Origin of the sequence: Kineosporia sp. R_H_3 (genome assembly GCF_002198675.1) — a bacterium.
Classification (GTDB): domain Bacteria; phylum Actinomycetota; class Actinomycetes; order Actinomycetales; family Kineosporiaceae; genus R-H-3.
The window spans coordinates 1-12123 of the sequence record NZ_MWLL01000260.1; the positions used below are offsets into that span (position 1 = coordinate 1).

General features: G+C 74.8%; 11 protein-coding genes. 9 read left to right on the forward strand and 2 right to left on the reverse strand.

Translation table 11 applies throughout. From position 1 onward, the window contains the following. Positions 1 to 102: 102 nt before the first annotated feature. Positions 103 to 1419, reverse strand: a complete 1317-nt coding sequence (locus ECOMGDLI_RS32700; RefSeq protein ID WP_198955390.1) for a multicopper oxidase domain-containing protein — start codon at positions 1417 to 1419, stop codon at positions 103 to 105. 482 nt (positions 1420 to 1901) lie between these two features. Between ECOMGDLI_RS32700 and ECOMGDLI_RS32705 the strand changes: the two genes are divergently transcribed. From ECOMGDLI_RS32705 to ECOMGDLI_RS32730, 6 genes are all read left to right on the forward strand, one after another. Beyond that, positions 1902 to 2243: a YciI family protein gene (locus ECOMGDLI_RS32705; protein WP_088320994.1), complete on the forward strand. Its 342-nt coding sequence runs from the start codon at positions 1902 to 1904 to the stop codon at positions 2241 to 2243. A gap of 17 nt (positions 2244 to 2260) precedes the next feature. Then, positions 2261 to 3571 (forward strand): RNA polymerase sigma factor, encoded by a 1311-nt coding sequence (locus tag ECOMGDLI_RS32710; RefSeq protein WP_198955391.1) that lies wholly within the window; start codon positions 2261 to 2263, stop codon positions 3569 to 3571. 140 nt (positions 3572 to 3711) lie between these two features. Further along, complete coding sequence (locus ECOMGDLI_RS36365) at positions 3712 to 5661, forward strand: CDP-alcohol phosphatidyltransferase family protein (protein ID WP_198955392.1); 1950 nt, start codon at positions 3712 to 3714, stop codon at positions 5659 to 5661. After that, positions 5658 to 6287 (forward strand): DUF5941 domain-containing protein, encoded by a 630-nt coding sequence (locus ECOMGDLI_RS36370; protein ID WP_088320995.1) that lies wholly within the window; start codon positions 5658 to 5660, stop codon positions 6285 to 6287. The genes ECOMGDLI_RS36365 and ECOMGDLI_RS36370 overlap by 4 nt, the downstream gene beginning before the upstream one ends. Further along, complete coding sequence (locus ECOMGDLI_RS32725; RefSeq protein WP_088320996.1) at positions 6284 to 7018, forward strand: sugar phosphate nucleotidyltransferase; 735 nt, start codon at positions 6284 to 6286, stop codon at positions 7016 to 7018. Before ECOMGDLI_RS36370 ends, ECOMGDLI_RS32725 begins: the two co-directional genes overlap by 4 nt. Next, positions 7006 to 8067: an iron-containing alcohol dehydrogenase family protein gene (locus tag ECOMGDLI_RS32730; protein ID WP_088320997.1), complete on the forward strand. Its 1062-nt coding sequence runs from the start codon at positions 7006 to 7008 to the stop codon at positions 8065 to 8067. The genes ECOMGDLI_RS32725 and ECOMGDLI_RS32730 overlap by 13 nt, the downstream gene beginning before the upstream one ends. Here the strand turns inward: ECOMGDLI_RS32730 and ECOMGDLI_RS32735 are convergent. Beyond that, the gene (locus ECOMGDLI_RS32735) at positions 8064 to 9389 is read right to left on the reverse strand and encodes an amidohydrolase family protein (protein ID WP_088320998.1); all 1326 of its coding nucleotides are present in this window, start codon (positions 9387 to 9389) and stop codon (positions 8064 to 8066) included. The two genes, ECOMGDLI_RS32730 and ECOMGDLI_RS32735, sit on opposite strands and share 4 nt — an antisense overlap. Positions 9390 to 9458: 69 nt before the next feature. Between ECOMGDLI_RS32735 and ECOMGDLI_RS32740 the strand changes: the two genes are divergently transcribed. The 3 genes from ECOMGDLI_RS32740 (at position 9459) to ECOMGDLI_RS32750 (ending at position 12004) form a co-directional block, all read left to right on the forward strand. Continuing rightward, positions 9459 to 10091, forward strand: coding sequence for an FMN-binding negative transcriptional regulator (locus ECOMGDLI_RS32740; RefSeq protein ID WP_088320999.1), 633 nt, complete (start codon positions 9459 to 9461; stop codon positions 10089 to 10091). Between the two features lie 61 nt (positions 10092 to 10152). After that, positions 10153 to 10899, forward strand: a complete 747-nt coding sequence (locus ECOMGDLI_RS32745) for a sulfite exporter TauE/SafE family protein (protein ID WP_088321004.1) — start codon at positions 10153 to 10155, stop codon at positions 10897 to 10899. Between the two features lie 43 nt (positions 10900 to 10942). Further along, positions 10943 to 12004, forward strand: a complete 1062-nt coding sequence (locus ECOMGDLI_RS32750; protein WP_198955394.1) for a hypothetical protein — start codon at positions 10943 to 10945, stop codon at positions 12002 to 12004. Positions 12005 to 12123: the final 119 nt, after the last annotated feature.

Genomic DNA, 12123 nt, shown 5'->3' on the forward strand with positions numbered 1-12123 from the left:
CCCCGCAGCCCGTGCCGTCCGGTCCGGCCCCGGACGCCGGGGAGGGCGAACAGCCTTAGCCGTCCGCCCTCCCCGCGTACCGCCGCCCGGACCTGCGTGCCGTCAGCGCACCCGGTACCGCGCGATCATCCCGGCGGTGAGGTGGTCGTTGACGTGGCAGTGGAACAGCCACGTGCCGGCGGCGTCCGGCACCATGTCGGCGACGAGCATGCTCGCGGGCAGCAGGTTGACGACGTCCATCCGCATCCCCGAGACGACGACGTCGTTCCCGTGCCAGTGCGGCGTGTGCAGGTCGACCTCGGTGCCCATGCCCATGAGGTACCAGCGCACCCGTTCACCGCGGTCCAGGGTCACGACGGGCTGGTTGCCGTAGACGTACCCGTTGACCCCGTGCATGAGGTTGGACTCCTCGAAGCCCTCGTCGTCCGGGGCCGGCGGCCCGTCAGCGAAGCGCTCGACGTTGGCGTCGAGGTACGGGCTGGCGTTCTCGTTCATCACCTCGAAGAGCTGGAAGACCTCGCGGTCGACGTCCTTCGGGCTGCCGTCGGCCCGCGCCATGCCGCGCGCCGTGACGACCATGAAGCCGGTGAGCCCTGCGTAGGTGTCCCCGACCTCGTCGGTGTGCGAGTGGTACATCCACATCACCGAGGAGCCGTCGTGCGGCCCGGGGCCCGCCCGCTCGGGGACGAGCCACGTGTAGGTGTGCGTGCCGCCCGTCGGCACGGCGTCGTCCGCCTTCTCGGCGCCCGACGAGCCGTCGGAGTACGGCGCGCCCTCGGAACCCTTCTCGTAGAACACCCCGTGCGGGTGGACGCTCGTCGGGATCGAGCACGTGTTCTTGAAGACCACCTTGATCGTGTCGCCCACCTCGGCCCGGATCACCGGGCCGAGGAAGCCCTGGTAGGCGTCGCGCGACGCGATCTTGGTGCGCTTGGTGAACGAGGCGTCGGTGTACCCGCGGTACAGGCACTTGAGGTACTTCGCGCCGATCCGGCCGGGGCCGCTCGCGACGAAGACGTCCGCCGTCTCGTCGAAGGCCTCGCCGGTGATGAGGTTCTTGTCGGACGGCGCGTAGTCCCACACGACCTCGTCGGCGGCCACGTAGTAGGTCCGGGTCTTCCCGTTGGACCTGAACGTCGCGCCGCCCACCGAGTCCCAGTAGCCGTCGCCGGTCATGCCGGACGCCGGGGACGCCGCGAGCGCGGCCGTCGCCGCTCCTGCCCGTGGCTGCTGCTGCCCGGCCTGCGCCGTCGAGACCCCGAGCGCCGCCGCGACGCCGAGCCCGAGGACGGCGACGGCCGCGAGCGCCGTCGTCGCCCGGCGCCGGCCGGTCGCGGGGACGTCGTGCGCGTCCGGGGGTGCGACGTCCGGAGGTGTGACGTCCGTGGGTGGTGCTGCCGACCTGGCCTCGTCCTGCATGAGGAACCGCCCCTCGCCCGAACCGGACCGTGCGGTCCGGTGCCCCTTCGGGCCGTGCGGGAGGCAGCGAGGGCACGTGTGTGCCGTCGCCGAGGTGGCCCGCGCCCCAGCGCGGTCCGGTCGTCGCCCCTGTCGCCGTGCCCCTGATGTCACGACCGTGCCGGGTTCGCCCTCCGCGGCACGGTCGCCGGACCCCGTCGGGGGTCCGAAGGTCAGCGTAAGGTCAAAACGCCTGGTCAACGGGGGGTCGAGGGATGAACTGTCATCGACCGGAAGGCAACTTGTCATCTGCCCGGCCGGTGCGGTCGCCGAGCGTCACCGGTCCCGTTGACGATCTCACGCTGCGTGGTCCGGCGGCCCGGTGCGCCGGATCCACGGCCGCGTCGAAGATTTCTTCGCCACCGCTGTCGATCCGGGTGCAGGCTGTGCGTCGAGGTCTGTGTCGGGGCGGGCAGGCCGCCCCGCGGACAGCGGAGGCACCTATGGCGAAGTACTCGATCCTCATCTACGGCGACGAGGCCTACTACGCGAGCCTGACCCCCGAGGGCACGGCCGCGGTCATGGACGCGCACGGCGCGTTCGCGAAGGCCGTCGGCGAGCTCGGCGGCCAGCTGCTCGGCGGGGAGGAGCTGAACAGCGTCTCGACCGCGACGTCGGTGCGCGGCGGGGCGGTCACGGACGGGCCGTTCGTCGAGACGAAGGAGACCCTCGGCGGGTTCTACCTCGTCGAGGCCCGCGACCTCGACCACGCGATCGAGATCGCGAAGCTGTGCCCGGCCCCGACCGGCGGCGTCGAGGTCCGGCCGGTCGTCGACCACTCCTGAGCGGCGCGGCCCGGTCCGTGGACGACGTCACCCGGGCGCTCGAGGACGCGCACCGTCGCGAGTGGGCCTTCGTGCTCGCCGCGACGGTGCGCGTCGCCGGTGACCTCGACCTCGCCGAGGAGTGCGCGCAGGAGGCGTACGTCAGCGCGCTCGCGGCGTGGCAGCGGGACGGCGTCCCGCGCAGCCCGGGTGCGTGGCTCACGACGGCCGCGCGGCACAAGGCGCTCGACGCCCTGCGCCGCGCGAGCACCCTGCGCCGCAAGCTCCCGCTGCTCGTCGAGCCGGTCGAGGCCGACGCCACGGGCCGGGCGGCGGACCAGGTGCTCGACGCCGCGGACGGGGGCGTCCCGGACGACCGGTTGCGGCTGCTCTTCACGTGCTGCCACCCGGCGCTGGCGCCCGAGGCGCAGGTCGCGCTGACGCTGCGGCTCGTCTGCGGCGTCCCGACGCCGGACGTCGCCCGCGCCTTCCTCGTCCCCGAGGCGACGATGGCGGCCCGGATCACCCGGGCGAAGAAGAAGATCCAGGGCGCCCGGATCCCGTACCGGGTGCCGGCCGCGGCCGAGCTGCCCGAGCGCCTCGACAGCGTGCTCACCGTCGTCCACCTGCTCTTCAGCACCGGGCACACCGCGCCGTCCGGGGACGCCCTGGTGCGCGACGACCTCTGCGAACGGGCCGTCGACCTCGCCCGGACCGTCGTCGCGCTGCTGCCGGCGGAGCCGGAGGCCCGCGGGCTGCTCGGGCTGCTCCTGCTCACCCACGCCCGCCGTCACGCCCGCACCGACCCCGAGGGCCGGCTCGTCCTGCTCGAGGACCAGGACCGGGGGCGCTGGGACCCGGTGCTCGTCTCGCTCGGGCTCAAGCTCACCGCGGAGGCGCTCACGGCCGGCCCGGCGCCGGGCCGGTTCGCCCTCCAGGCCGCCATCGCCGGGGTGCACGCCGCGGCCCCCACGTTCGCCGGCACGCAGTGGGACCGGGTCGTCGGGCTCTACGACCGGCTGCTCGCCGTCTGGGACTCCCCGGTCGTCGCCCTGAACCGGGCGGCCGCGGTGGCGTTCCTGCCGGCGCCGGACGGGGGGCCCGAGGTGGCGCTCGCCGCCGTCGACGCGCTGGCGGCCGACGCCCGGCTCGCCGGGTACCCGTACCTCCCCGCGGCCCGCGCCGACCTGCTGCGCCGCCTCGGTCGGTCCGAGGAGGCCGCGACCGCCTACTCGGAGTCACTCGAGCTGACCCAGAACGCGGCGGAGCAGGCCTTCCTGGCCGGCCGGCTGGCCGCCGTCCGGGTGAGCGGGGCGTTCGCCGACCGGTCGCCCAGCATTCACTCGTAGGTCACGGTGCTAACCTCCGTGCCCGAGGATCAGTACTCGGGCGGATCCACGCCCGGGCACCCGGCGTGACAGGTCGCCCGGGAAGTTTCGGGGTCGTTACGCACGGTGAGGCCCCTGCCGGACAATCGAGGAGCCGTTCGATGGGCACTGCGACGCACAGTGGTGCCGCCGCGGTCCTGCTCGCGACCCATGCGGATGCCGCCGGAACCCCGGCCGCGGTCCAGGTCATCGACGACGGCACCGTGCTCGGCCGGCTCGTCGCCCAGCTCGGCAGCCTCGGCGTCGACCAGGTGACCGTCGTCGCCCGCCCGGACGGCGCCGCCGCGGTGCGCGCGGCCGCGTCGGCCGTCGACGCCGCCGCCGGGGCCACCGTGGAGGTCGTCGAGTCCGCGGACCTCGCCGCCGACCTCGGCGTGCTCGCCGCGACCGCCGGGACCTGCCAGAGCCCGCTCGTCGTCGCGGCCGCGGACGTCGTCCTGCACCGTGAGGCCCTCGCAGGGCTCCTCGCGGACCCGCGCATCGCGTCCGGGATCGTCACGACGTCGGCCCGCCCGAACGCGGCCGTCAGCTTCCACGTCCGCGCCTTGCGCGGCCGGCTCGTGAGCGCGGCGTCGCCGTTCCACAAGGTCACCCGCCCCACCGGGTACTTCCTCGACATCCTCAAGGTCGACGTCAAGGACCTCCCCACGCTCGTCTCGGTCGCGACCGAGCTCGCCGCACTGGCCCACGACCCGCCCACCGCCTGGCTCGAGGAGTACGACCGCAAGGTCGTCCTGTGGCAGTCCCAGGCCGGCCGGGCGAGCTTCGCCGCCGAAGGGCTCGTCGGGTGGCCGACCGGCGAGCCCTCGCCCGTGCGCTGGAAGCCCTTCTCGCTCGGGGAGGCGAACGAGCCCGTCGAGCTGCGCAGCCAGGTGGACGGGCTGCTCGAGGAGCACACCCGGGTGGCCGTCGAGCGGGCCCGGGCCGACGTCTCGCAGCGCGTGCGGATGTCCCAGACGAACGTCGCCTCGCTCGTGCTCACCGGCCTGGTCCGGGCAGGGGTCCCCATGAGCAACAGCTACCTGCGCCAGCTGTTCTGGGCGCGGCCGACCGGCCCGGACGCGCTCGACCAGTCCCTGACGTCCCTCGCCCAGGTCGACGAGGACGCCGTGCTCCTCGCCTCCGCGGTCAAGGCCAACGACGGGTTCTTCACGACCTTCTTCGTGAGCCCGTACTCGCGCTACATCGCGCGCTGGTCGGCCCGGGTCGGGCTCACGCCGAACATCGTCACGACGATGTCGATGCTCGTGGGCATCCTGGCCGCCCTCGCCTTCGCCGTCGGCAACCGGGCAGGGCTCGTCGCGGGTGCCCTGCTGCTCCAGGCGGCCTTCACGCTCGACTGCGTCGACGGCCAGCTCGCCCGGTACTCGCGCCAGTTCTCCAAGCTCGGGGCCTGGCTCGACTCGGTGTTCGACCGGGGCAAGGAGTACGTCGTCTACGCCGGCCTGGCGTTCGGCGCGGCCCGCTCGGGCGAGCAGCTGTGGGTGCTCGCGGCGGCCGCCCTGACCCTGCAGACCGTGCGGCACCTCATGGACTTCTCCTACTCGGCGAGCCAGCACCAGGTCATCGAGTCGCTGACCCAGCTGCCGCTGGAGTTCCCCGAGGACCGGCCCGTGAGCGTCGGCCGGCTCCTCCTCGACGAGCCGCGCAGCAGCCTCGACGAGTCCGCCCTCAACGGTGCCCCGGCGCCGGCCCCCGCCGCGTCGTCGCGCCGTCCGGTCGCCGAGCGGCCCGCGGCCGAGCTCGAGGTCGAGGGCTCCGAGCCGCTGCCCGAGGAGAGCCTCGTCGTCGCGGAGGTCGTCACGCCGCGGCAGCGGGTCCGGGTGCTCGGCCGACGCATCATCAGGTTCTGGCACTCGCTCGACAAGCTCCCGGGCCTGCTCTGGACCAAGCGCATCATCCTGCTGCCGATCGGTGAGCGGTTCGCCCTCATCTCCGTCGTCGCGGCCTTTTTCTCCGCCCGCGCGGCCCTGCTGGCCGTGCTGTCCTGGGGGTGCTTCGCCTTGTTCTACGGCCTCGTCGGCCGCTCGCTGCGGTCGGTGGCCCGATGAGCGGCATCACCTACGACGTCTACCGGGACGACGGCCCGCTCGCGCGCGGCCTCGGCCGGGCCGGCAGCGCGCTGCCGGACGTGCACGTCCTCGTGCCGGTGATCCTCGGCGTCCTGCCGCTCGCGGCCGTCGTCGCGTTCGCCGGGCCGGACCTGCCGGCCCGCGCGCTCGGGGCCACCCTCGGCTGGTACGTGCTCTGCGGCGGGATCGCCTCGCGGCTCACCACGGGGACGCTGAGCTGGCTCGCGCCGCCGATCATGCGGGCCGCCGAGTACCTCGTGATCCTGCGGATCGCGATGTGGGCGTCGGACGACGCGGCGCTGCCGGCGGCGTTCGCGCTGCTCAGCGCGCTGACGTTCCACCACTACGACAGCGTGTACCGGCTCCGGCACCAGCGGGTCGCCCCGCCGACCTGGCTGACCATGATCGCCGGGGGCTGGGAGCTGCGGCTCGTCGCGGCCTACGCCGTCGCGGTGGCCGGTGTCGTCGCCCAGGCGTACTACGTCGCCGCGGGCGCGTTCGCCCTGCTGTTCGTGACCGAGAGCGTCGCGAGCTGGGCCCGGTTCATCGCGTCCCAGCGGCGTGCGTCGCTGGTGCAGTCCGAGGACGAGGAGGAAGACGAATGATCGGCGTCGTTCTGGCGGCGGGCTGGGGCAGCCGGCTGGCTCCTCTCACCGAGGACCTGCCCAAGACCCTGCTGCCGGTGGCGGGGGACGACACGTCGATCCTCGACATCGCCCTGCACAACCTCGCGGAGGTCGAGCTCACCGACGTCCTCGTCGTCACCGGGTTCGCGCAGCACCGGATCGAGGAGCGCCTGGACACCCTCCAGTCGCGCCACGGGGTGAAGCTCACCCTCGTGCACAACGACAAGGCGCTCGTCTGGAACAACGCCTACTCGCTGTACTGCGCGCGGGAGGCGTTCGAGGAGGGCTGCCTCCTGCTCAACGGCGACACGGTGCACCCGAGCAGCGTCGAGCGCTCGCTGCTCGAGCACGAGCCGGTCGACCTGCTCCTCGCGCTCGACACGGTGAAGTCGCTCGCCGAGGAGGAGATGAAGGTCCACCTCGACGACGCGGGCCGGCTCCGGCAGATCAACAAGGCGCTCGACCCGGGCACCGCCGCCGGCGAGTACATCGGTGCGAGCCTCATCCGGCCCGCCGCCGGCGCCCGGCTCGCCGACGCCCTGCGCGCGACGTTCGAGCGCGACACGACGCTGTACTACGAGGACGGCTACCAGGAGTACGTCGACCGCGGCGGGGACATCCACGTCACGTCGATCGGTGAGGTGCCGTGGGTCGAGGTCGACAACCACGCCGACCTCGCCCGGGCCCGTGAGATCGCGTGCCTCTACTAGCCCGGATGGTCCCCAGCCCCGTGTCGGTCGAGATCCGGCGCGGGGCGGTCGCTGCGCTCGGGGACCTGCTCGCGGACTCACGGGTGTCCCGCCTCGGGCGGGTCGCCGTCGCGGTCGGCCGCGGCTACGGGGAGAAGATCATCCCGGCCGTCGGGCCGGTGCTGGAGAAGGCGGACATCTACCGCGTCGACGAGGGCAGCGTCGACGCCGCGCTCTCGCTCGGTGACGCGCTGCGGGCCGGTGGGTACGACGCCCTCGTCGGGATCGGCGGCGGCCGGACGCTGGACGTCGGCAAGTACGCGGCGGGGATGATCGGCCTGCCGTTCGTGTCCGTCGCGACGACGCTGACGCACGACGGGCTGGCGTCCCCGGTGGCCTCGCTCGAGCACAACGGGCGCAAGCACTCCTACGGCGTCGCGCTGCCGCTCGCCGTCGTCATCGACCTGGACTACGTGCGGCAGAGCCCGCGCAGCCAGCTCCTCGGCGGGATCGGCGACGTCGTGAGCAACCTCAACGCGCTCGCCGACTGGCGGCTCGCCCAGGTCGAGCACGGCGACCAGGTCGACGGGCTCGCCGCGGCGATGGCCCAGACCGCGGGCGAGGCGATCCTGCACCACCCCGGGACCCCCGAGGACGACGACTTCCTCACCTCGCTCGCGCAGGGCCTCGTCCTGTCCGGGCTGGCGATGTCGGTCGCGGGCACGTCCCGGCCGTGCAGCGGCTCCTGCCACGAGATCTGCCACGCCATCGACCAGAACTTCCCCGGCCGCTCGACGCACGGGCTCCAGGTCGCCGTCGGGGCGCTGTTCTCGTCGTGGCTGCGCGAGGACCCGGCCATCGGGGCCCTCGACGCCTGCCTGCGCCGGCACGGCGTCCCCCGGCTCCCGGCCGACATCGGGCTGACGACCGAGGAGTTCACCCGGGCCGTGCTCGACGGCCCCGGCACCCGGCCCGGCCGGTTCACCGTGCTGGAGCACCTCGACCTCGGCCCGGACGCCGCCCGCGAGCGGGTCGAGGAGTTCGTGACGCTGTTCGGCGCACAGGCCTAGGTGTACTCGGGCCGCAGGGTGCGCCGCACCTCGTTCGTCGCGACGAGGACGCCGGCCCGCCAGACCGAGCGCGGTGCGTCCTGCAGCCGGAGCACCTGCGGCCAGGTCGGCGCGGCGTAGAGCTGCAGGTCGGCCCGCGCCCCGGCGACGACGCCGTACTCCGCGCCGAGCCGCCACGCGGCCGCCGGCACGTCGGTGACCGCGGCGAGCGCCGTCCCCAGCTCGGCCGGGGTCGTCAGGTGCGCGGCGTGCGCGCTGACGAGCGCCACCTCGAGCATGCTGCCGCGACCGAACGGGTAGAACGCGTCGTCGACGCAGTCCTGCCCGAACGCGACCGGCACCCCGGCCGCCATCAGCTCACGGATCCGGGTCGTGCCGCGGCGGACGAGCCCGCGGTCGCCGCGGCCCTGGAGCACGAGGTTCGTCACGGGGTTGCTCGCGACGGTGATGCCGGCCCGTGCGCAGCCCGCGACGACCTCGTCCGCGTAGGCGTGGTCGGCGGCCGCGAGGGCGCACACGTGGCCGACGGTGACCCGGCCCTGCCAGCCACGGCGCTCGGTCTCCTCGACGACCGTCGCGAGCGTCCGGACGTCGCCGTCGTCGGTCTCGTCGACGTGCATGTCGACGTCCGCGTCGAACCGCTGCGCGAGGTCGAAGCAGAAGGCGACGTGCGCGCGGCGGGCGTCCTCGCCGTCCTCCCAGTGCGGCATGCCGCCGACGACGTCCGCGCCGTGCTCCATCGCCGCGACCATGAGGTCGGCCGCGCCGGGGTCGCGGGCGATGCCCTCCTGCGGGAAGGCGATCGTCACGACGTCGGCCACGTCGGCGCACGCGCGGGCCGCCGCCTGCACCCCGAGCAGCGGCGTGAGGCCGCCGATGGTGTCGACGTCGACGTGGCTGCGGATCCGGGTCGTGCCGTGCTGCACGTGCTGCTCGACGACCTCGACCGCCCGGGCCGCGACGGACTCCACGGTGTACGCCCGCTTCGCCTCGTGCGTCGCGGCGATCGCCCACGCGAGGTCGCCGGGGTTGGCGCTGCCGGGGTAGCGCCGACCGGTGTCGAGCCCGGGGCGGATCCCCGCCTTGTCGAGGTGCACGTGGGTGTCGACGAACGCCGGGAGCAGCAGGCCGCCGGCGGCGTCGAGCACCGACCCGTCGGGCAGGCCCGGCACACGGCAGGCACCGGGGCCGACGGCGGCGACCCGGCCGGCCTCGACGAGCACGTCGACCGGTGTGCCGTCGGCGAGGACGGCGTCCTCGATGCCCCAGCGGGCCGGTGCCGCGCCGGTCGGGCTGCCGTTCGGGGAGGTCCTGGAGGTCATGGTGGGTACTGTCGCGCACCCGCGGCCCGCCGCGACAGACTGTCGGGCAACCGGATCCGAGGAGCCGCCGTGTACGTGCCCGCCCACTTCGCCGCCGACGACGCGACGGTCCGCGACCTGCTCGACCACCACGGCGCGGCCGACCTCGTCACGGTCACCGGGGCCGGTCCGGTGGCGACCCTGCTGCCCTTCGTGCACGACCCGGACGACGGCCCGCACGGCGCGCTGCTCGGGCACGTCGCGCGGAACAACGAGCAGTGGCGGCTGCCCGTCGAGGGGGAGTCCCTCGTCATCGTCCGCGGCCCGGACGCCTACGTCTCGCCCGGCTGGTACGCGAGCAAGGCCGAGCACGGCCGGGTCGTCCCGACGTGGAACTACGTGACCGCCCACGTCTACGGCCGGGTCACGTGGCACGACGACCCGGCCTTCGTCGAGGACGTCGTCCGCCGGCTCACCGCCAAGCACGAGGGCGCCCTGGGCGGCCCGGCCCCGTGGAGCGTCGACGACGCCCCGCGGCCCTTCGTCGAGGGCCAGCTCCGGGCGGTCGTCGGGGTCCGGGTGGAGATCACCCGCGTCGAGGCGAAGGTCAAGCTGAGCCAGAACCGCCCCGCCGCCGACGTCGCCGGCGTGGTCGCCGGCCTCGCCGCCCGCGGCGACGAGGCGTCCGCGGACGCCGTCCGAGCCGCCAACGCCCACCGCTGATGCTCGCGGTGGGTACCGTTCCGGGGCCGCGGACGGCGCCGGAACGGTACGTGCGGTGAGCATGCGCGCGGTGGTGGTGCTGTTCGGGACCGGGGTCGTCGCCGGGGTCGTGTCCGTCGTCGTCTCGCTCGCGTCGGTGATCTCGTACCCGGCGCTGCTCGCCCTCGGGCTGCCGCCGGTCGCCGCGAACGTGACGAACACGGTCGCGCTGACCTTCACCGGTCTGGGGTCGACGCTCGGCTCCCGGCGCGAGCTCGTGGGGATGCGCGGCACGGTGCTGCGGCTCGCGGTGATGTCCACGCTCGGCGGGGCGACCGGCGCCGCGCTGCTCCTGCTGCTGCCCGTGAGGGCGTTCGAGCTCGTCGCGCCGGTGCTCGTCGCGGCGGCGTCGGTGCTGCTGTACCTGCAGCCCCGGCTGCGCGAGCGGCTCCGGCTGCACCCGCGGGGGATGACGCCGTGGACGCTCGCGGCGCTGTCGTGCGCCGCGGTCTACACCGGCTACTTCGGCGCGGCCGGCGGCATCCTCACGCTCGTCGTCCTCGGCTCGGTCCTCGACGTCCCGCTCGTGCGGCTCAACGCCGTGAAGAACGCCCTCGCCGGGTTCGCGAACGGCGTCGCGGCGCTCGGCTTCATCGCCTTCGGGCCGGTCGACTGGGGCGCGGTCGTCCCGCTCGCGGCGGGCTTCCTCGCGGGCGGTGCGCTCGGCCCGGCCGTCGCCCGCCGGCTCCCGGACGGCGTGCTGCGGGTCCTCGTCGCCGGCTGCGGGGTGTCGGTGGCCGCCGTCCTCGCCTGGCGCACCTACCGCTGACCGGTCGGCGTGCGGGTCGCGCAGCGCCGGGTGAGGCTGCCGTATGACGACAGCACGCGCGACGACGCGCCCCCGACGGTCCACGGCCCGCCCTGCTCCACGGCTCGGAGCCCGGCTCGTCACCGTGACCCTCGCCGTGGCGGCCACCGCCGCGGCCTCCGCCCTCGTGGCGGCCCCGGCGTCCGCCGCGGCGCCGACCACCCTCGCCGACCGTCCGTCCACGGCCTCCCACCACCGGGACGCCCGCGTCCTCGCGCTGCCCGCCGGGTTCCGCCCCGAGGGCGTCGAGGCCGGTCCCGGTGGCCGGCTCTTCGCCGGGTCGCTCGCCGACGGCCGGATCCAGGTGCTCGACCGCAGGACCGGCGAGAGCCGGGTGCTCCTGCCCGGGGTGACCGGACGTGCCCTGCGCGGGCTGCGCTACGACGGCCGCAGCGGTCTGCTCTGGGCGGTCGGCAACGACGGGCCGACCGGCATCGTCCTGACCGTCCGGGCCCGGACCGGCAGCGTCGAACGACGGATCGAGGTGCCCGGAGCGGTCTTCCTCAACGACCTCGACGTCACCCGCTCCGCGGTCTGGGTCACCGACTCGCGGGTCGACCGGCTGACCCGGATCGCCCTGCGCGGCAACGGCCGCCCGACGTCTGCGGCGCCGACGAACCTGACGATCAGCGGTGACTGGCCGACCCCGGACGGCAACCGGGCCAACGGGATCCGGGCGCTCGACCGGCGCACGCTGCTCGTCGTCAACAGCACCGGCGCGGTGCTGCGGACCGTCGACACCCGCAGCGGGGTCGCCACCGCGGTGCGGGTCACCGGCGCGACGCTGACCGGCGGCGACGGGCTCGTCGTCCGCGGCAGCACGCTCTACGTCGTGCGGGGCACGGGGCAGAACTCGGTGGCGCAGTTCCGGCTCACCGCGAAGGGCCACGGGAAGCACCGGTCGTGGACGGCGCGGCACGTCCGCGACCTCACCGACCCCGCGCTCGACGTGCCGTCGACGGCGACGCTCGCGGGCGGCCGGCTCTGGGCGGTCAACGCCCGCTTCGGCGTCGCCGACCCGGCCAGCGCCGCCTACCAGGTCGTGGGCCTCCCCCTCGGCCGCTGACGTCCCGACCGCCGGCACGACCCACGAACGACTCAGGCACCCGGCCGGTACGTCCCCGCGACCTCCACGAGGCTGCCGGGCGTACCGGGCGGGTGCCCGAGCGGCGTCCGGGGGTCCCG